The sequence below is a fragment of the Mycobacterium marinum genome (genome assembly GCF_003391395.1).
GTDB classification, from domain to species: Bacteria; Actinomycetota; Actinomycetes; order Mycobacteriales; family Mycobacteriaceae; genus Mycobacterium; species Mycobacterium marinum.
Genome location: NZ_CP024190.1, coordinates 1,646,771 through 1,666,571 on the forward strand (window position 1 = coordinate 1,646,771; position 19,801 = coordinate 1,666,571).

Consider the following 19,801-nt stretch of genomic DNA (forward strand, 5'->3'; position numbering starts at 1 on the left):
CAAGCGCGCTCACCCGCGAAAGCCCGTCCTCCGGGCTTTGCGCAAACTTTAACTGTCGGCCGGGTAGCTACTCGGTAAACAAATTCGTGCACTGCGACACGTGACTATGTCGCTGCGGCGCTTTATGCCCGCGTTCCCCTAACTTGACGTGAAATACGTGGGAGGGGAGATGAACAAACTCAGCGGTATGTCGCGTCGCAAGTTTTTGGCCAAAGCAGCTGCTGGCGGCACTGGAGCGCTAATGTCCTTCGCTGGACCGGTGATAGAAAAGGCTTACGGAGCCGGGCCCTGCTCCGGTCACTTGAGCGACATAGAACACTTTGTGTTTTTCCTGATGGAAAACCGGTCCTTCGATCATTATTTCGGCACACTTTCGGCCACCGACGGTTTCGACAGCGGCTCACCACTTTTCCAGCAGAAAGGCTGGAACCCGCAGACCCAGACAATTGACCCCGCGGGCATCACGATGCCCTACCGCTTCGACACCACGCGGGGACCGTTCGTCGACGGCGAATGCCTCAGCGACCCCGATCATTCCTGGGAAGCGATGCACAAGTCCTGGAACGGCGGGGCCAACGACAACTGGTTGCCGGCGCAGGTCGGCCACAGTCCGGTGCCCAACGGCGGCAACGTCCCGGTGACGATGGGCTATCTCACCCGCAAAGACATCCCGATCCACTACCTGCTCGCGGACACGTTCACGGTGTGCGATCGGTACTTTTCCTCGGTGCTCGGTCCCACCCTGCCCAACCGGCTGTACTGGTTGAGCGCCAGCCTCGGTGCCGACGGCACCCAGGGGCGGCCCGCAGCTGACCAGCCCTCCGACCGACCCGATCGGCCGGTTCAGTTGGACCACGATGCCGGAGAATCTCAGCGCCGCGGGCATCAGCTGGAAGCTGTATCGAAACAAGACCCTGGGGCCGGTCCTCAACCAGTACTTCAACTACACCTACGACGACATAGTGATGTTCTTCAAGCAAGCGCAGGACCCGCGCTCAGAGTTGGCTCGCTTCGGAATGGCCCCCACCTACCCCTTCGAATTCATGGCCGACGTCAAGGCCAATAGGCTGCCGCTGGTTTCCTGGGTGGTCCCCAACACCCCTCAATCCGAACACCCCGCCTTCCCGCCGGCCGTCGGAGCCGTCGCCATCGTGAACCTGCTCAGGATCTTGCTATCCAATCCGGCGGTATGGGAGAAGACGGCGCTGATCGTCGGTTACGACGAAAATGGCGGCTTTTTCGATCACGTCGTTCCGCCTACCGCGCCGGAGGGAACTCCCGGCGAATACCTCACCGTGCCGGACATCAATTCGGTCTCGGGGGCCGGTGGCATACGCGGGCCGATCGGCTTGGGCTATCGCGTCCCAGGCATTGTCATCTCGCCGTTTAGCCGCGGCGGCTTGATGGTCCACGACGTGTTCGACCACACCTCGCAGCTGAAGTTGATCAGCAAGCGGTTTTCGGTACCGGTCCCCAATCTCACCCCCTGGCGCGACAGCACGGTGGGCGACATGACCTCGGCATTCAACTTCGCCGTCCCGCCCAACCCGTCGCGGCCCAGCCTGAGTCATCCGGGATTGGCCGCCCTGCCCAAGCTGCCGCAGTGCATTCCCAACGTGTGGTTGGGCACGGTGGGGGTGAACCCGAATCCCTACACCGGCTCCCCGCAGGGAATTCCCTATCGGGTGCCGTTCCCACAGTCCCTGCCGTCGCAGGAAACCACCCCCGCCCGCGGGATCCCCAGCGGGCCTTGCTGACCGGCCGGCCACACCGGGCCGGACCAAGCGCTTGGGCTACAGCGCGGGCGCGCGGAGCAGACCCAGCACCGTTCGGCCCAGCACAATCGGGTCGATGGGGTGAGGCACCGCGGCCTCGGCCCGCGACCAGCTGGCCAGCCAGGCGTCGTCGGGGCGGCCGGTGAGCACCACCAGCGGCGGGCAGTTATCCAGTTCGTCCTTGAGCTGCTTGGCGATTCCCATGCCCCCGGTGGGTGTCGCCTCACCATCGAGAATGGCCAGGTCGATGCCGCCTTCGTCCATTCGCCGCAAAACCATGGGGCCCGTCGCCACCTCGACGTAGGTCAGCGCGGGCAAGTCCGGATGTAGCCGTTTGCCCAGCGCCCGCACTACCTGTTCGCGGGTCTGGACATTGTCGCTGTAGACGAGGATCCGCAGGTCTTCGCTGGAGTCGGCCACGGTGCAGATGCTACTGGTCTCCGGTTGCCCGGCGCCGGGTGGCACCACGGCAAGTGCGCTGGACCCGCGTTGAATCAGACGACCCGCGCCGGGGCGAAGACCAACACCGCCGACACGGTCGCCGTCCTGGCCATCACCCCGAACTTGTTCCAGTCCAGGCCAAACTGCGCGCGATCGATTTCGGCCTCGCCGCAGATCCGCACCGAGCCGTCGCCGAACTCGGTGATTGTCACCGGCAGCGGTACCGGGTCGCCGACGCCTTTGATGGTGAAGTTCGCCCGCAGGTCGGCCCCGCGGCCCTTGGTCGGCTGCAGTCCGGTGACCACCACGCGGATCTGCGGGAAACGCTCGACATCGAAGAAGTCAGCTGAGCGCAGATGCTTGTCCCGGCTGCCGATGCCGGTGCGCACCGAGGCCGTTTCGATCTCCAGATGACCGGAGACCGCGCCGTGGTCGGCCAACTCGCCGTAGCCGCCGAAGTTGGTGAATTCGCCCTTGACGGTCAGCAGACCCCACATGTTCTTGATCTTGAAGGTGATGGTCGAGCGATCGGCGACGAGATGCCATGGGCCTTGGGCGTCGGGATCGCTCAGCAGAGCTTCCAGGGTCGTCATCATCGCTCCTCACGGTTGTCGAGCTCGTCGGCGCCCTAGTCGAGCAGGGGCGCGAGTTCGGAGGGGTCGAAGTATTCGTCGATACGGTTGATCACACCATCTCTGTCCAGCTTGATCACGATGCAGACCCGCATCGCGATCACCTGGCCGGCTCGGCCGGTCGCGTGCAACGTGTGTTGTTGGACGAAGCCGCTGGCTGATTCGTCGCTGAACACCCGACGGTCCAGGATTTCATAGCGGCGCTCGGTGGTCGCCGAGAGGAACCAATCGATCACCCGCAGCGCGCGGGCCTTGTCGTTGTCCCGGCGCGCGCCGACCCGCCAGACCGCAATGTCGGGGCTCCACATCCGGTCGACTTCGGCCCGGTCGCCGTTCTCGATCGCGGTGAACAATCGGTCGGCTACCTCAGTGATCGCCTCGGTGCTGGATAGGGGCGGTGGGGGCATGCGCCGGGCTCCTATTCGCTGTCGTATCCGGGGTGGGCAACTGCCAATCGATGTCGCACCAGTGTGCGCAGGCACCCGATGACCACCTCGGCGCGACCGTCGAGTTCGCCGGCCCGGATGGCCGCGGCCAGAGCGGCCTCGTCGGCGAAGCCCAACTCGCCCAGCGCGGTCCGCACCTCGGCGTCACCGGGGCCGAGCAGCTCTCGCTCGACGATGCGCAGGGCATTGGCGGCCACCCTGGCATGAAAGTTGACCTGGCCGTCGGTCGCCGCCCGGACATCGCCCTCCAGGAACTCGGCGACGGCGGCCACGAGCTCGGCCGCGGTTGGACGCCCGTAGTCGCCGGTGCGCATCAGGGCACCTCCAATAGGTCCAGCAGATCCCATTCGTTCTCGCATACCCGTCGGCCGATCGTCGCCAACTCCACCGAGCGGGCCTGCCCGCTCAAGTGGCGCCATGCCTGGTATTGGCAGATCACACCCCAACGCAGCGTGGCCAACACCAGCCACCAGTGAAAAGCGCCTCGGTCGACGGCGGTGCCGCCGGCCCGCTCGTAGGCCCGCAGGAAGTCCTCGATGCTGCCCAGCCCGCCGGCGCCGTAGCTGGCCGGAGCCCCGAACCGCCAGGCCCGCACGCAGAACCAGGCCAGGTCCTCGTATCCCGCACCGACGTGCACCAGCTCCCAATCCAGCACGGCGGCAAGCCCGGATCCCTCGACGATCAGATTCCCCATCCGGTAGTCGCCGTGCACCAGAACCGGTGCCGACTCGGCCGGCCGATGGGCATCGAGCCAGCGGAACGCCCATTCGAAGGTGGCGGTGGACTCACCCATCGCGTCGAGCCGTTCACGCCAGTGCGCCACCGGGTCTTCGTGGACAAGGCCGGCGTCGCCGGCGTCGGCGCGGTGAATCGCGGCCAGCGCCTGCGCGCATTCACCCAGTAGCCGCTGCCGGCCCGCGTCGTCGAGCTGGCGTTGGATGCGCCGGACGATGGTTTCGCCGCCGACCTCGTCGCAGATCAGGAACGGATTGCCCAGTGCCGCGGGGGAGTCGTCGGCGACCAGCACGTGGGGGACCGGTGCACCGGCGGCCGCGGCGGCGGCCTGAACGCGGGCTTCGAGCTCCATGCCGGCGTGCACATCGTCGGGCGGCCCGGTGCGCAGGATCAGCGATCGGCGTCGGTGGCCGGTAACGGCGTCGAATGCCCAGGTGGTCCTGCTGGCTCCGCCGGTCAGTGCGCGCAGCTTGTCGATGGCCACCTCGGTGCCCAGCATCGGGCGCAACACGGTGGCCAGGCGGTCGGCCAACTCGGTCACTTCTGGCCAAACTTGAACAGCCGCTGCGCGACCCGGCGAATCTGAATTTCCTCGGCGCCCTCGGTGATCCGGTATCGGCGGTGGTGGCGATAGATGTGCTCGAATGGTTCGTGCCGGCTGTAGCCGACGCCGCCGAACACCTGCATGGCCCGGTCGGCGGCCTCGCACACCAGTCGGTTTGCGCGGTAGTTGGCCATCGAGACCTTGTCGGACACCTCCATATGGTGATTTCGGTCCAGATGCCAGGCCGCGTAGTACACCAGCAGCCGCACCATCTGCGCCTCGGTCTGCAGTTCGACAAGCGGCCACTGGATGGCCTGGTTCACCGACAGCGGCTTGCCGAACGCGCGGCGTTCGCCGGCGTAGCCGATGGCCCGGTCGATACAGTATTGGGCCGCGCCCAGGCTGCTGGCCGCCTGGCGAATCCTGTTCTCGTGCAGAAAAGTCTGGCCCACCTCGAGGCCCCGATCGACCTCGCCCAGCACCGCGTCATCGGGGACGCGCACGTTGGTGAGCTCGACCTCGCCGTGATCGGTGGGCATGTTCAGCGTCCACCAGTAGTACGGGACGTTGAATCCCGCGGTGTCGGTTGGGACCAGGAACGCGGTGATGCCCCGGGCCTGCCCCGGCTCACCCGAGGTTCGGGCGAACACCAGGTCGTGGGTCGCGCGATGCACACCGGTGTTGAACCGCTTGGCGCCGTTGATGATCCAGCCGTCACCGGCGTGCTCGGCCCGGGTCTGCATCCAGGTGGCATCCGACCCGTGCAGCGGCTCGGTCAGCCCGAACGCCATCGACCGCTCGCCGGTGATGAGCACCTCGGTCCATTCGCTTTTTTGAGCGTCGGTGCCAAAGCGATCCATCATGATGACCTGCGGGAAGTTGCCGACGATGGAGGACTCGTTTTGCAGGTCGTTGTGCAGGCCAAGGCCTTTGTGCGCCAGATGTTCGCGGATGACGGCCATGTCCAGGTTGGTCCCGTCGCGACCGCCGAACCGGGCCGGCAGCCCGTAGCGCAGCCAGCCCGCCTGGTCGGCGCGCCTGCGCATCTCGGCTAGCAGTTCTTCCCATTCCCGGCGCGGGACACCATCGTTGTCCCAGTCGGTGCGGGCGTGCTCGCGACGATGGTCAAAGTATTGAATGTGTTCGTGTTCCAGCGGTTTGATCTCGGCCTCGATGAACTCGTCCATCTGGGCGAGTAGGCTCTGAAGATGTTCTGGCAGAGTGAATTCCACGTTGAATCTCCTCCTGTCGTGCCGCTAGAAACCGTATAGGGTCTTCTTCCAGATCCGCGACAGCGTGGTGATGGCGTCCTCGTCGGTGATGGTGACACCCAGGCCGCCGGGTCCCGAGGATCCCGAGGTGCCGACCAGGACCGAGGTGAAGTTCTCGAACAACAACGCGATGGCCACCGCGGTGTGGTCCGGGTTGAGTTCGGTTCCGTAGCCCTGATCCTGCGCGTGCCGTACCGAGGCGGCGATGATGTCCATGCCGAAGCGCCGGAATTGGTTCTGCACCGCGGCAAAGCGCTGCTGGGTGGCGGCCAGTTGGTCGACGGCGATCATGATGCCGATGTTCTGTTTGAAGATGTTCCAGTAGCCGGTCACCACCGCGGTGAAGAACGTGTCATCGTCGGGAGAGTCCGGCAGTTGCAGGCTGACCCCGGAGGGAGTCACCACATCGTGTAAGAACGACTGCGCCAGGGCGGCCAGTAGGTCTTCCTTGTCGGTGAAGTATCGGTAGAACACCGCTGAGGACTTGCCCGCGGCGGAGGTGATGTCGGCCAGCGTGGTTCCGTGGAATCCTCGCTCGGCGAACAGCTTGCGCGCGGCCTGCTCGATGGCCTGCCGGGTCTGGCGGCCTTTGGAGCTGAGTTCTCGTGACTCTTGCCGGGCGGGCATCAGCTGCGAATCCGGTCTCCTGCGCGCAAGAGTGCGCCTGGCAGGTCATGGCCAACAACCGCCTTGGCCACCTCGGCCGCGGCGATGGCGGCGGCCAAGTCGACGTCGACGGCAAAGCCGCTGTCGGCCAGCAGGTACACCAAGTCCTCGGTGGCGATGTTTCCGGTGGCTCCGGGTGCAAAGGGGCAACCGCCGAGCCCGCCGACCGAGGCGTCCAGCCGGGTGACACCGGAGCACACCGCCGCATAGGCACTGGCCAGCCCGGAGCCGCGGGTGTTGTGGAAGTGCGCGCCCAGCGGCATGTCGCCGAGCACCGGCCCCAGCTGCGCGATGAGCGCACTGACCCGGCCGGGCGTGGCGGTGCCGATGGTGTCGGCGATCGAGAACCGGTCCACCCCTTGGTCAACAGCGGTGGCCGCGATGTCGAGAACTTGCTGTGGCGCGACGGCCCCGTCGAACGGACAGTCCCAAGCGGTGGCCACGATCACCTCGACGGTGACCTCGCCGTCGCGGCCGATGGCGAGGATCTCGCTGATCTGATCGGTCGCGTCGGCGGTGCTCCGTCCGACATTGGCCATGCTGAACGAATTGCTGGCCGCCACCACGTATTCGATCGCGTGCAAGCCCGCGGCAATCGCCCGCCTGGCCCCGTTGGGACTGGCTACCAGCGCGGAGAACTCGATGTCGGGGTAGCTGTGCAGCTCCGCGGCGAGTTCGGCGGCGTCGGCCATCGACGGCACTTTCGACGGCGACACGAACGCCGTCGCCTCGACTTCACGGACTCCGGTTGCGGCCACCGCTGCCAGCAGCTCCAGCTTGGCGGACAACGGCACCGGCTTCTCGATCTGCAATCCGTCGCGTAGCGCTACCTCGCGAATGGTGACGTGGGCGGTCATAGCACCTCCTCGGCGCGCAGCTGCTCGAGCTCTGCGCTGCTCTTGCCCAGCAAGCCGATGTAGACGTCGTCATTGTGTTGTCCCGGCCGCGCCGGCCCGGCGCTACGCACCTGGCCGGGGGATTCGGACAGCGCCGGCACAATCCCGGGGCCCAGCACGTTACGCCCGATTCGTTCGTCGTAGTGCTCGACCAGCATGCCGCGGGCGCGTAGTTGCCGATCCTTGACCACTTCGGCGACGGTATTGATCGGCCCGGCGATCACCCCCGCGGCCGAAAGCGTTTCGATGATCTCATCGGGTTGGCGCTGCGCGGCCCACGCGCCGATGATCTTGTCCAGTTCGTCCTGGTTGCGGCCGCGGGCGCGGTGGGTGGCGAAGCGGTCATCGGTGGCCAACTCCGGACATCCCATCGCCTGGCATAGCCGCGCGAACACGGTGTCCTGGTTCGCCGCGATCACCACCCACGATTCGTCGGCACTGCGATAGATATTGGACGGCGCGATACCTTCCAGCCTGGTACCGGACGGCCCACGCACCACCCCGCCCACGTCGTAGTCCGAAATGGTGGACTCCTGCAGAGCCAAACAGGATTCGGTCAGCGCGACATCGACCACCTGGCCGGTCCCGGTGACACTGCGGCGATACAGGGCGGCCAGCGCACCCTGGGCGCCGAACATCCCGGCCAGGCTGTCGCCCAGGGACAGGGCCAGCCGGGGCGGGGGTCCGCCGGGGAAGCCGTTGAGATGGCGCAACCCGCTGGCCGCCTCGGCCACCGACGCGTAACCGGCCTTGTGGGCATCCGGGCCGGTCTGTCCGTAACCCGATACCCGCACCAGGATGATGCCGGGGTTGCGTTCGCGCAGTACGTCGTAGCCCAGGTCCCACTTCTCCAGCGTGCCCGGCCGGAAGTTCTCCACCACGATGTCGGACTTGTCGACCAGCTCCAGGAACAGCTCCCGGCCCTGCGGCCGGCGCAGGTCGAGCGTGATGGCCCGTTTGTTGCGGGCATGCACCGTCCAGAACACGTGGTGTCCGTCGACTTCGGCCTGGCCCCAGGTCCGCAGCGGGTCGGGGGCGCCGGGTGGTTCCACCTTGATGACGTCGGCACCCATGTCGCCGAGGAGCCGGCCGGCGAAGGGGCCGGCGATCAGGGTGCCCAGTTCGAGCACCCGGACACCGCCCAGTGCGCCGGGTGCGGTCATGGCCTGCTCGCAAAGTCGTGTCGCAGCAGCCAGTCGGTGACAATGTCGACGGCCTGACCTAGCTTGTCGCGCTGGTCGGGGCCCGCGTAATAGTGAGTAGCACCAGGGATTTCGTACATCTCCTTGTCGGCATGCCCGATGGCCTCGAAGAGTCGTCGGGTGTGGCTGGGCGTGCAAGCGTCATCGGCCAGATTACCGATGACCAGTGCCGGGACGGCAAGATCCCGGCCGCACACCACGCCGTCGCCCCGCGCATCGTCGTAGCTCCATTGCGACAACCAGCTGCGCAGCGTGCAGAAGCGCGCAAGCCCGACCGGGCTCATGTTCACCACCTGCGGATCACCCAGATAACAGGTGCCGGGCGTGCGCTCGTTGGGGTCGACGCTGGGATCGAGCCAGCGCGGGTCGGCCATGGTGCCGTGCACCACGAAGCAGAACTCCGCAACATCGGAGTCGGGTCGCCCGCTGGCCTCGAGTTCGGCCAGCTTGTCTTTCACCCAGGCGGTGATGCGCCGGTTGCGGTCGATCTGGGCCTGCCGGTAGCGGGTGAGAAACTGCGCGCTGTAGGGCGGTTGGTTGGGGTTGTTCGGGTCGTAGAGATCCAGGTCGGGATCGCGTTTGCTCGGATCGGATTCGTCGATGATCGAGGCGTCCAGCCATTCGGTGAGCGTGCCGTGGCGGCTGATGTGCGCGGCGAGCAACATGATGGCGTCGGCGGCGGGCAGGTCCAGTTGGGTCAGGTCGGGGCCGTCGCCGGAGGGGCTGGCCGTCAGTGTCGGCCGCTGGGCCTGCTGCTGGTAGAGCACCGACAGCGAGCCGCCGCCGCTCCATCCGGCCAGTACCACCTTGGAGTAGCCCAGCCGCTTCTTCGCGTCCTTGATGCATTCGCCGAGATCTTCGACCACCTTCTCCATCAGCAGCGCCGAGTCGGTGCCGCGGAACCGGCTGTTGCAGTAGATGACGTGGTGGCCGGCGCGGGCCAGTGCGTTGATCATCGGCAGATATGCGCCGCCGCCGATCGGGTGCATGAACACCAGCACGGTCTCCGACGGTTTGTCCTTCGGCTTGAGCAGATAGCTCTCCAGGACGGTGATCTCGGCGAGTCCGCCATAAACATCGCGGACCCCGGAATTGTTCTGGAAGGCAACGAGATAGGGGATTCGATCGTATTCGTGTCGGGTCGCCATGGTCAGTGTTGCCCCAGGTCGTGGGCCAGCACCGCGGGCGAGGGTGTCAGGCGCCGGCGGGTGTCGACGGCGATGACCTGCCAGTCGACGCGGGAATATTCGGCGAACTTGCGCCGGGCCCGTTCCCGGGCACGTTCGGGTGCGCCGTGATGAACCCCTTGCGGTGCATGGGAAATCAGCCCCGGCGGCATCGGGATGCCGTAGAGCGAGCCGCCATGGAAAAACGCGATCTCGTCATAGTCGACGTTGCGGTGATACCAGGGTGTGCGCTCGGTCCCCGGAACTCCTTCGGCGGGTTTGGGCAGGAAGTTCATCACGCATACGCCGGTGGCCTGCATGAACAGGTGCACCGTCGGGGGCAGGTGCACACTGTCGGAGGTGATCACGTTGTAGTCGGCGATGTTGAAGGTGAAGGCGAAGTTGTCGCCCCGCCAGCCTTCGACGTCAATCGGATTATGTTGGTAGAAAAGCGTTGTCGGGCCACCCTCATGTACCAGCCGGACTTGGTATTCGTCGCGCGCCGCCAACCCCGGCGGGTTCTCGACGGGGGCCGGTTCGGGGATCACGGCTTGGGATGGGTCGAAGGGGAAGTGCCGGCCGAGCGCGCCCGGGGCGGGGACGCGGAACTCGTCGGTGGCCTCCACCATGAGCAGCGTCGTCTCGGTGTCCGGCAGCTGGCGCCAGGTGGTCGCCTTCGGGATATACACCCAGTCGCCGGTGCGGTAACGCAACGGCCCGAACTCGGTTTCCAGCAGCCCGGCGCCGTCGTGCACGAAGCACAGCAGGTCGCCGTCGACATGGCGGTTGTAGAACGGCATCACTTGGTGGCGGCGACTGAGCAGGATGCGGCAGTCGGCGTTGCTGAACATCAGCAGCGGGCCGCCGTTGGCGTCGGTGGCATCGCTGGGCTCGAGCTGGTCGGCCAGCACGTCGACGGGGCGCAACGGTCCCACCGCGCGGTAGGCGGTGGGGTCATGGCGACGGTAGAGGTTCGCGGTGCGGCCGGTGAACCCGCCGCGGCCGAGCTCGTCGTCCTTGAGCCCGTCGAGGTCGGCGTGCAGGCGCCGCGGTGTCCTGCCTTTGCGCAGGTGAACGAACGATTCCATGGGTGCTCCGGGACTCGTCGGATACAAAACTAAAAGTGACATTACTTTCTCTTTTGGTGGTGAACAAGGGCCCTGCGCGCAGCTTCGCGCGAGTTGGGGGCCGGCCTCGGCAACGCCGCACCATCAGGGCGCCGGTCGATCGGCTGAAAACGTTCAATTTCGAAATGCCTGCGCATTTCGATGTCCGTGCGACCGCAATTGCGCCGGCGACATTGGGCTGAAACGTGAACGTCATTCGGCCGCCTGGGCTAACGTTCGCGCCATACGCTTGCGTATTGCTGGTCCTGCTCGATCCGGATGAACGAGGTGGGTTAGGTGAATTTCGCCGTGCTATCGCCGGAGGCAAATTCGGCTCGAATCCTTTCCGGTCCGGGGCCGGGACCGTTGTTGGCTGCGGCGGCAGCTTGGGATGGGATCGGCCAAGAGCTGGCCGCGGCGGCAAGCGCGTTTTCTTCGCTGACCTCCGACCTGGCCGGGGCGGCGTGGCAGGGCCCGTCGGCGGCGGCGATGGCCAGCGTCGCGACGTCGTATGTCCGGTGGCTGGGATCCGCGGCGTCCGGCGCGGTGCAGACTGCGCGTCAAGCCGCGACGTCGGCTGCGGTGTTCGAGGCAGCGCGCACGGCCACGGTTCCGCTGGAGCTGGTGGCGGCGAACCGATCTGCGTTGATGTCGATGGTGGCCGCCAACGTGTTTGGGCTGAATGCACCGGCAATCGCGGCGATCGAGGCGCAGTACGAGCAGATGTGGGCTCAAAATGTGGGTGCGATGTTCGGCTACCACGTCGGAGTCTCGGAGGCGCTCTCTGGGCTCGCGCCGTGGCAGGAGGTGCTGTCGGGTGTGTCGGGTCGAGTGGCGAGCGCGCTGGAAGGGACCTCCGCGGCCGCCGTGGCGGCGCTTGGCCCCACCGCGCTGACCGCGGCGGGAAGCGCGCTACCGGCCGCCGCGACCGACGTCACTTTGGTGATTGGCGGCAGCGGCTTCCCGATTCCATCACAGAGCTATGTGGACAATGTGGTGAACAATTTCGTTACCCCCAATTTCCCGAGTTTCACGGTGAGCAACGCGATCTCCCTGTTTACCCCCGCTGAGTCGTATTGGATTACCGGCATCAAGACCATGACCGAGGACGCGTCGTGGGCCGAGGGTCTCACCATCCTCGATACCGCGATCAAAGCGCAGCTCGCCGCCGGCAACAACGTTGTCGTCCAGGGCTACTCGCAGGGCGCCGGGATCGCGTCGCTGGAGATGTCCAACCTCAAAGCGGCGGGGGTGCCGACCGGGTCGGTGAGTTTCTCGCTGATCGGTAACGCCATGAACCCCAACGGGGGGCTATATGAGCGTTTCGCCGGCCTGGTTTCACCAAGTCTGGGCAAAACATTCTGGGGCGCAACGCCCGACAATTACTACACGACGGACGTCTACACGCTCGAATACGACGGCTTCGCGGACTTCCCCCGGTACCCGCTCAACTTCGTGTCCGACCTGAACGCCATTATGGGCATTTACTACGTGCACACCCAATATCCGACTCTCACCGCCGCGCAAGTTGCAACCGCATTCACCTTGCCGACGGAGGGGGCAACGATGACCACCTACCACATGATTCCGACCGAGAACCTGCCGCTGCTGGAACCGCTACGTGGGGTTCCGTTTATCGGGAATACCCTGGCAGATCTGGTGCAACCGGACCTGAAGGTGCTGGTCAACCTGGGCTATGGCGACCCCAACTATGGCTATTCGACCGGACCGGCCAATGTGCCGACGCCGTTTGGTTTGTTCCCGGATGTCGCCCCAGCCACGGTGTTCGACGCATTGGTCGCCGGCACCCAGCAGGGCATCAGCGATGCGGCGGCCGATATCGGTGCGTGGCAGTTGCCGTCGTTGCCCGACATTTCGCTCTCGGGCATCTCCAACGCTCTTGGCTCGGATCCATGGTCGGCGCTGAGCAACGCGACCTTGCCCACGCTTTCGGTATCGACGATCGAGAACGCCATCAAGGGCGTCCAGACCGCGACTACCGATATCGCCAATACCATCTCATTCGATGCCACCACGGCGTACGCAACCTTGCTGCCAACCGCGGATGTGGTGAACGCGATGGTTACGACGCTTCCGGCTTACAACCTCAAGCTATTCCTGGACGGAATTCTGCAGGTCCTCGATGGTGATCCTGCCGGATTGATCTATGCACTCGGGGCGCCAATCGCCGCCGACACCGCGCTGGTGACACTGCTGGCCGGCTTCAACCTCTACGCCTACTTGTACGCGTTCAACAAGATCTTGCCGGGGGTCCTCTGAGTCGCTCGCGATGACACTCAGCCCCGTACCCGCAGCACCACTTTGCCGCGGGCGGTGCGATTCTCCAGCGACGCCACCGCCGCGCCGGCCTGCTCGAGCGGATAGACCGCCGGCTCGGGAGGGGGTAACGCGCCCGAACTCAGCAGACTCTCGAGGGCGGCCCACTGCTCGGCCAGCGCGCCGGGGTGGGTTCCGGCCCAGGCGCCCCAACCGACGCCGACCACATCAATGTTGTTCAGTAGCAGCCGATTTACCTTTACCGTCGGTATCTCCCCACCGGTGAAGCCGATCACCAGCAACCGCCCGGCCGGAGCCAGTGAGCGAAGCGAATCGGTAAACCGGTCACCGCCGACCGGGTCGACAACCACGTCGACGCCGCGGCCGTTGGTGAGTTCTTTGACCGTGTCCTTGAACCCGTCGGCGAGCACCACGTCGGTGGCACCGGCGGCCGTCGCGATTGCGGACTTCTCCTCACTGCTGACCACCGCGATGGTGCGAGACGCGCCCAGCACCGGGGCCAGCCGCAGCGCCGAGGTGCCGATGCCGCCGGCCGCGCCGTGCACCAGGACCGTCTCGCCGCGCTGTAGGCGGCCCCGGACGGCCAGGGCGAAGTACACCGTCAGATCGTTGAACAGCAAGCCCGCTCCGGCTTCGAAGCTGACGTTGTCGGGTAGCCGGAACACCCGGTCGGGCGCGAGCACCGCGACCTCGGCCATGCCGCCGGAAAGCATGGTCAAGCCGACGACCCGGTCGCCGGTGCACACGTGGCAGTCCGGTGGGGCGCTCCGAACCACGCCGGCGATCTCGGCCCCGAGCACGAAGGGAAGCTGCGGTCGGTATTGATAGAGGCCGCGAGTGAGCAACGCATCGGGGAATGCCACCCCGGCGGCATGCACGTCGACGACCACCCCGTCGCCGGTTGGTTCGTCGACCTCGGCCACCTCGACCGCGTCCGGACCATCGAGCCGAGTCACCCGTATCGCGCGCATGCCACCTCCGTTGTCAGCTTCGACCCCCAATGAGGCCCCAATCTAGAACGCGCCGGCCACCCGCACCACAGCCCGGCCGGTGAATTCGCCCGCGCGCAGTTGATCGAGCACACCGACCACGTCTTTGATGTCGATATCGGTGGTGAGATCGTCCAGACGGCGCGGCCGTAACGAATCGCCGAGAAGTGACCACAGCTGCCGGCGCGGGCCGATGGGCATCAACACCGAGTCCATACCGAGCAGCGCGATGCCGCGCAGGATGAACGGCATGACCGTGGTGTGCAGCGCCGCCCCGCCGGTGAGGCCGCTGGCGGCCACCGCGCCTCCGTAGTCGATGGTGCTCAGAACGTCGGCCAGCGTTGCGCCGCCCACGCAGTCCACCGCCGCGGCCCAGCGGGCCTTGGCCAACGGTCGCGGTTTGGCATCGGGATCGGCCGGCAGCCGGCCGATGACCTCGGCGGCCCCCAACGATTTCAGTAGCTCGGCGGCCTGAGGTTTGCCGGTGGAGGCCACCACCTGGTAGCCGGCGGCCGCCAGCAGGTCGACGCTGATCGAGCCGACCCCGCCCGAGGCGCCGGTGACGACGACCGGCCCGGCGTCGGGCGCCACGCCCCAGTTGATCAGCGCCTGAACACTCATCGCCGCGGTGAAACCGGCGGTGCCGATGGCCGCGCCCGCACGTGGACTCAATGTGCCCAGTGCCACCACCTGATCTGCGGGCAGCCGAACGTATTCGGCGTAGCCACCGTGGCGGCCGGTGCCGATTTCATAGCCGTGCGCCAGCACCAGGTCGCCAACGCTGAACTCGGGCGAGTGGGATTCGACGACTTCTCCGGTCAGGTCGATGCCCGGAACTACGGGGTACTTACGCACCACACCGCCCCCGGGCGTCAACGCCAGCGCGTCCTTGAAGTTGACACTCGAGAAATGCACCCGGATCGTCACGTCGCCAGGGGGCAGATCGTTAGGTGTCAGCGTCCGGATCGACGCGGTGATCCGATCCCCGTCCTGATGTGCGACCAGCGCATGAAACGTGTCCATAGCGCCCTACGCTAACCTCACCGGGCGCCGGTGCGAACGCGCGGTGGCGACACGTCCGGCGTGCGGAACTAGCCGCCCGAATTCATCAGCCGCGCAACGCCACGCATCGCAGTGCGGCTCAGCGTGTGCCGGATCCGTTGGGCGGCCGATGGTTGCGGGGGCGGCGCCGCGACGCCGAACCGGGGGGAACAAACTCAGCGCGTTACCGCGGTCTATTGCGCCGCGGGCAGCGGCGTCGAGTGCGGGGTAGGTTTCCAGACCGGTGGCGAAGAGCTTTCCCGCCGCCGTGGGCGCGAACGGCCAGTCCGATCCAAACGTGATGTGCCCCGGCTTGGCGAAGGCAATCAGCGTCGGCAGCGCCGCCGCGCTCGACGATAGGGCAGTGTCGAAATAGAAGCTGGAGAACTCCTCTAGTACATCGGCGGGGCTGCGGCCGGTGTCGGCGGTGATCGCCAACGCCAGGCGATGACTGGCATAGGGGACAAACCCGCCGGCATGGCTGAGCACGAACTTGATATCCGGATACCGCTGACGGATGCCATTGCGCACCAACAGATGGGCCGCCCGGGTGGTGTCGAGCAAGAAGTCGCCGGCCCATGGGGCAACTCCGGGAACCTCCGGGCCGGGCAGTTCGGCGGGATGGACGAACACCACCGCGGCGCGCGAATTCAACGCGGTGAACAGGTCGTCCTGGCCGTCTTCGCCGAGATAGACGCCAGCGTGGTTGGCTAGCAGCACGACACCGTCAGCCTTCAGATCATCAAGTGCACGAACGGTTTCGGCCACGCTCTGGTCGAGATGGGGCATCGGTACGGTAGCGAAGAACCCGAACTGCGCCGGCCGGCCGGCGACGACATCGGCCGCGTAGTCGTTGATGTCGCGCGCTAGCGCCGCGGCATCGCTGGCCTGGGGTAGGAAGGCGGTTGCGGGTGCGGATACCGACAAGATCGCCGCACCGACGGTGAGTTCGGCCATTGCCTGCAGCGACCCCGCTGGACTCCAGTCCGGCAGCGCTCGCCCGCCCGCACCATCGATGCCCGCATTGCGCAGCGCGCGACGATAGTCGGGCGGAATCATGTGGTGGTGAGTATCGATTCGCCACATCGCGAACTCCTTGCCGGGCCGCAGAGCGGCGCCACGTTGTCCTCGCGCCGCAGCAACGAACGCCCCGCCGTCTTGAATTGGGCCAACTTGTCGATGATGTGCTGTCCCTCTGGAGTATGGCCCCAAATGCTGATTCCCTGGTAAGTCGTCGGCTCCCAGGTGGATTCGTCGACCACGATGGGGTTCCAGCCGAGTTCCCATTCGAATCCTGACGGTGTCACCGCGTAGTAGGACAGTTCCCGGTCGTTGGTGTGCTGTCCGACGCTGAGCGCCAGCCCAAACCCAAGTTCCCTGATGCGCTGATAGGACGCGGTGAGATCGTCGAGGTCGGCGGCCTGCACGTTGACGTGTTGCACTCGGGTGCGGATCGGGTTGATCGGCAGGCGGTTTGCTGCGGCGATGGCTACCGAGTGATGTCGCTGGTTGACCCGCAGGAATCGGATCTTGAACTTGATGCCGCTGATCGTCTCATCGATGAAGTCGCTCAGTCGCGCGTCGAACACGGTGTCAAAGTAGCCGCGGACTTGGTCTGGCCTCTTCGACGTGATGGCCACGTGTCCGATGCCGCCGGCGCCGGTGACGAAGCCGCCTCGCGCGCCAATGTTCAATGGCGCTGGGCATGGGCGCGGCTCGGCGTAGATCTCCTGGGTCAGGCCGTTGGGCCCGGGGAATCGCGCGAGCCGCGCCACCCCGCGCAGTGCGGCTTGTTCGGCCGAACCTTCGATGATCGGGACGCCTTGGCGCCGAACCCGATTGATGATTTCCTCGAATGTGTTGTGGTCGTCGAGTTGCCAGCCCAGGGCCGTGACGTCCTCCGCCGGTCCGTGCTGTAGCAAGAAGCGGCATTCGTTGCCGTCGAGGCGAAACCGCATGGTATCGGCGAGTGAGTCGTCGACGTGCAGGCCGATCGCGTCTCGGCCGAACCGGCGCCAATCGGAGAACCGGTTGGTCTCGATGACGATGTAGCCGAGCTGCACGTTGCCGAACACCGAGCGTCCCGCGGTGCTCATGATGCGAAAGCCGATCTTTGCGAGAGGAATTCGGCAACCAGCTGATTGAACAGTTCGGCGCGCTCCCACTGCATCCAGTGACCGGTGCGCGAGGTCATGACCAACTCGGCGTTGGGCATCAGGTTCAGCAGCATCGGACCGCCGGCCGGGCGGTTGATCTTGTCGTCGCGGCCCCATAACACCAGGGTTGGCGTGGGTAACTGCCGGAGTCTGCGGTCGCGGGTGAGGTCCATGCGCCACAGGGTGCGAAGCCCGTTCGGGCGCCGTAGCGGCGGGTCGGCGATCACGGCCGGGTCGATGGAGGCCTGGTAACGCAGGTCGATCAACTCGTCGGGCACCGAATCTCCCTCGTATACCAGGTAATTGCGGATCAGGTGCGCCAATTTGGCCCGGCTCGGCCCGTCGCCGGCGTAGTAGGACAGCAGGGTCTTGAGTCCCGCCGTGGGCGCGCTGCGCGTGGTGCCGATCCCACCGGGTCCCATCAGCACCAGCCGGTCGACCCGGTGCGGGCTGTCGAGGGCCAACCGCAGTGCGGCGGCACCGCCGTAGGAATTGCCGACCAGATGTGCCGACGGGATCCTCAGTTCGTCGAGCAGCCCGCGGATTGCGCTGGCCAGATAGCCGAACGGGTCGGACTGATCCACGCCTTTGCCGGAGCGGCCGTAGCCGGGCATATCCGGAATGATCAGCCGGAACCGCTGCGCGAGTTGGTCGATGTTGCGCGCGTAGTTGGAAAGGCCGGTTGCGCCGGGACCTCCGCCGTGTAGTAGCACCACGGTGGGCCCGCCGCCGGCCTCGGCGAAGAAGATCGGCTTTCCATCGACGGTGACGGTGCGTTCGGCCAGCGTCGTGGTGGTCATGCCAGTGCCCCGATCTTCATGGAGGTGGGGAGGGTGTTGCCGAAGTGGCCGGCCGGAGGTGTTGGCAGTGGACTCCCGGATTCGGCCGCGGCATAGATGAATCCGTCCGGGCGTAACACCACGGCGCTCGCGTGCTTGCGTGCCAGCCAGCGCAACAGCGTGCCACCGGAATCGCGAATGCCGTCCGGGCGCGCACCCGATTCGGGCGTGCCCAATCGCACCGCGGGCACACCGCGTTGGGTCCAGGCCTGGCTACCCGTTGGGGCGTCTCCGGTATGCAGCAGCACCCACTGACTGCCGAGAATGTCGTCTAGGCGCGCGGTCGCACCATTGCCATCGATGACCCATGGCTGCGGAATCTGCCAGCCGACCGCGCGATGTCCGCTGGCCAGGAAGCCTTCCTGATACCGGGCGGGTGGGATCCACATGGCCCGCTGCAGCCGGGCCATCGCCGACGGGAACCGGGTCAGGGCGCGCCCCAGGCCATTTCGAACGGCGGCAACTGCCTGGCGGCGCTCGGTGATGAGGCGTCCGGTGAAGACCGCGCGCCGGGTGACCTCGGTGACGTGCGGCTTGCGCTCGTCCTGGTAGGAGTCCAGCAGCGAGTCCGGTGCGTTTCCGTTCAACACGGCGGCAAGCTTCCAGCACAAGTTGGCCGCGTCCCGCACCCCTGCGGACATGCCCTGGCCGATCCACGGCGGCATGGCGTGGGCGGCGTCGCCGGCCAGGAAGACGCGTCCGATGCGCCAGCGGTCGGCGACGCGGACGTGGTGGCAATAGATCACCGCGCGCAGGATCTCGACCTCGTTCTCGGTGATGCCTTGTGCGTTGAGGACTCGCCAGATCGCTTCCTCGCGGACTAGCTTCTGATCGGCCTCATCGGCACTGGCCGGATACTCCCAGCGGTGATGGCCAAGTGGGGTCGGGCAGTCGACGGTGGGGCGGGCCGGGTCACAGTGGAATCGCAAGCGGTCGTGTGCATCCCAGGCGCGCCGCACCTTGGTGTCGATGACCACCCATCGTTCGGCGTAGGTGCGGCCGGTGTAGCCGACGCCGAGCTGACCCCGGGTGGGTGAGGAGCCGCCGTCGGCCGCGATGACGTAGCGGGCGCGCAGCCGCTTGAATGTATCGGTACGCAGGTCGGCCAGCAGCAGTTCGGCCGCCGCGTCGTTGTTCAGCACCCGCAGGCATTCGTGCTCGACCAGCACCTCGACATTGGCGAACCGGGCCACGCCCGCGCGCAGTACCTGGTCGACCGCGGGCTGATACAGGAACTGCTGGGGTGGATGGCCACTGCCGCGCGGCTTGATCTTCATCTCGATGAAGGGCACGCCGTGGGCGTCGACAAACGCGATTGGCCGGTCCGGCAGCATGTCGGACTGCAGGCGCTCGGCCAGGCCGACGGACTGCCAGATGCGCATCACCTCTTCGTCGGTGGAGATGGCCCGGGCCCTCCCATAGATGTCCGGATCACGTTCTATGACTACCACTTTCATGCCAAGCTGACCCAATAGGTTGGCCGCGGTGGCGCCGGTCGGTCCGTAGCCGATGATCGCCACGTCGTAGGTCGCTGCCTCAGACGTCGCTTCGGTCATTGCCGCTGTTGTCATTGCCGTCTCACATCCGCCTGGGCTCCG

The 19,801-nt window shown here is 66.2% G+C and carries 17 protein-coding genes and 2 pseudogenes; 2 read left to right on the forward strand and 17 right to left on the reverse strand.

All coding sequences use genetic code 11. From position 1 onward, the window contains the following. Nucleotides 1–187 precede the first annotated feature (187 nt). A pseudogene (locus tag CCUG20998_RS06900) lies at nucleotides 188–1,757 on the forward strand (phospholipase C). A 36-nt stretch (nucleotides 1,758–1,793) separates the two neighbouring features. On the opposite strand, the gene CCUG20998_RS06905 reads toward CCUG20998_RS06900, so the two are convergent. The 11 genes from CCUG20998_RS06905 to CCUG20998_RS06955 all read right to left on the reverse strand — a co-directional run bounded on the left by CCUG20998_RS06905 (nucleotide 1,794) and on the right by CCUG20998_RS06955 (nucleotide 10,862). Beyond that, entirely contained in the window at nucleotides 1,794–2,195 is a 402-nt protein-coding gene (locus CCUG20998_RS06905; protein ID WP_011740418.1) for an Rv3143 family two-component system response regulator, read from the reverse strand. A gap of 74 nt (nucleotides 2,196–2,269) precedes the next feature. Continuing rightward, nucleotides 2,270–2,809, reverse strand: coding sequence for a YceI family protein (locus CCUG20998_RS06910; RefSeq protein ID WP_012393330.1), 540 nt, complete (start codon nucleotides 2,807–2,809; stop codon nucleotides 2,270–2,272). Nucleotides 2,810–2,844: 35 nt separating this feature from the next. Beyond that, nucleotides 2,845–3,255, reverse strand: coding sequence for a nuclear transport factor 2 family protein (locus CCUG20998_RS06915; protein ID WP_012393331.1), 411 nt, complete (start codon nucleotides 3,253–3,255; stop codon nucleotides 2,845–2,847). Between the two features lie 11 nt (nucleotides 3,256–3,266). Beyond that, entirely contained in the window at nucleotides 3,267–3,608 is a 342-nt protein-coding gene (locus CCUG20998_RS06920) for a DUF6285 domain-containing protein (RefSeq protein ID WP_020732237.1), read from the reverse strand. Then, the gene (locus CCUG20998_RS06925; protein ID WP_020732238.1) at nucleotides 3,608–4,570 is read right to left on the reverse strand and encodes a phosphotransferase family protein; all 963 of its coding nucleotides are present in this window, start codon (nucleotides 4,568–4,570) and stop codon (nucleotides 3,608–3,610) included. The genes CCUG20998_RS06920 and CCUG20998_RS06925 overlap by 1 nt, the downstream gene beginning before the upstream one ends. Next, the gene (locus CCUG20998_RS06930; RefSeq protein ID WP_020732239.1) at nucleotides 4,567–5,805 is read right to left on the reverse strand and encodes an acyl-CoA dehydrogenase family protein; all 1,239 of its coding nucleotides are present in this window, start codon (nucleotides 5,803–5,805) and stop codon (nucleotides 4,567–4,569) included. Before CCUG20998_RS06930 ends, CCUG20998_RS06925 begins: the two co-directional genes overlap by 4 nt. Before the next feature lie 24 nt (nucleotides 5,806–5,829). Next, entirely contained in the window at nucleotides 5,830–6,471 is a 642-nt protein-coding gene (locus CCUG20998_RS06935) for a TetR/AcrR family transcriptional regulator (protein ID WP_012393335.1), read from the reverse strand. Then, the gene (locus tag CCUG20998_RS06940; protein WP_020732240.1) at nucleotides 6,471–7,367 is read right to left on the reverse strand and encodes a hydroxymethylglutaryl-CoA lyase; all 897 of its coding nucleotides are present in this window, start codon (nucleotides 7,365–7,367) and stop codon (nucleotides 6,471–6,473) included. Before CCUG20998_RS06940 ends, CCUG20998_RS06935 begins: the two co-directional genes overlap by 1 nt. Further along, a complete protein-coding gene (locus CCUG20998_RS06945) occupies nucleotides 7,364–8,569 on the reverse strand; it encodes a CaiB/BaiF CoA transferase family protein (protein WP_020732241.1) in 1,206 nt (401 codons plus the stop codon). Before CCUG20998_RS06945 ends, CCUG20998_RS06940 begins: the two co-directional genes overlap by 4 nt. Further along, nucleotides 8,566–9,756, reverse strand: a complete 1,191-nt coding sequence (locus CCUG20998_RS06950) for an alpha/beta hydrolase (RefSeq protein ID WP_012393338.1) — start codon at nucleotides 9,754–9,756, stop codon at nucleotides 8,566–8,568. Before CCUG20998_RS06950 ends, CCUG20998_RS06945 begins: the two co-directional genes overlap by 4 nt. Before the next feature lie 2 nt (nucleotides 9,757–9,758). Beyond that, entirely contained in the window at nucleotides 9,759–10,862 is a 1,104-nt protein-coding gene (locus CCUG20998_RS06955) for a homogentisate 1,2-dioxygenase (protein WP_020732242.1), read from the reverse strand. A 315-nt stretch (nucleotides 10,863–11,177) separates the two neighbouring features. Between CCUG20998_RS06955 and CCUG20998_RS06960 the strand changes: the two genes are divergently transcribed. Beyond that, nucleotides 11,178–13,160 (forward strand): PPE family protein, encoded by a 1,983-nt coding sequence (locus CCUG20998_RS06960; RefSeq protein ID WP_020732244.1) that lies wholly within the window; start codon nucleotides 11,178–11,180, stop codon nucleotides 13,158–13,160. A gap of 17 nt (nucleotides 13,161–13,177) precedes the next feature. Here the strand turns inward: CCUG20998_RS06960 and CCUG20998_RS06965 are convergent, their stop codons facing one another. The 6 genes and pseudogenes from CCUG20998_RS06965 to CCUG20998_RS06990 all read right to left on the reverse strand — a co-directional run bounded on the left by CCUG20998_RS06965 (nucleotide 13,178) and on the right by CCUG20998_RS06990 (nucleotide 19,774). Beyond that, complete coding sequence (locus CCUG20998_RS06965) at nucleotides 13,178–14,149, reverse strand: NADPH:quinone oxidoreductase family protein (RefSeq protein ID WP_020732245.1); 972 nt, start codon at nucleotides 14,147–14,149, stop codon at nucleotides 13,178–13,180. Between the two features lie 42 nt (nucleotides 14,150–14,191). Next, the gene (locus CCUG20998_RS06970; RefSeq protein ID WP_020732246.1) at nucleotides 14,192–15,190 is read right to left on the reverse strand and encodes an acrylyl-CoA reductase family protein; all 999 of its coding nucleotides are present in this window, start codon (nucleotides 15,188–15,190) and stop codon (nucleotides 14,192–14,194) included. Between the two features lie 68 nt (nucleotides 15,191–15,258). Further along, a pseudogene (locus tag CCUG20998_RS06975) lies at nucleotides 15,259–16,294 on the reverse strand (amidohydrolase family protein). Beyond that, nucleotides 16,264–17,304 (reverse strand): VOC family protein, encoded by a 1,041-nt coding sequence (locus tag CCUG20998_RS06980; RefSeq protein WP_020732248.1) that lies wholly within the window; start codon nucleotides 17,302–17,304, stop codon nucleotides 16,264–16,266. Before CCUG20998_RS06980 ends, CCUG20998_RS06975 begins: the two are co-directional and overlap by 31 nt. Beyond that, complete coding sequence (locus CCUG20998_RS06985; RefSeq protein WP_020732249.1) at nucleotides 17,301–18,164, reverse strand: alpha/beta fold hydrolase; 864 nt, start codon at nucleotides 18,162–18,164, stop codon at nucleotides 17,301–17,303. The genes CCUG20998_RS06980 and CCUG20998_RS06985 overlap by 4 nt, the downstream gene beginning before the upstream one ends. Next, nucleotides 18,161–19,774, reverse strand: coding sequence for a bifunctional 3-(3-hydroxy-phenyl)propionate/3-hydroxycinnamic acid hydroxylase (locus CCUG20998_RS06990; RefSeq protein ID WP_020732250.1), 1,614 nt, complete (start codon nucleotides 19,772–19,774; stop codon nucleotides 18,161–18,163). The genes CCUG20998_RS06985 and CCUG20998_RS06990 overlap by 4 nt, the downstream gene beginning before the upstream one ends. Nucleotides 19,775–19,801: the final 27 nt, after the last annotated feature.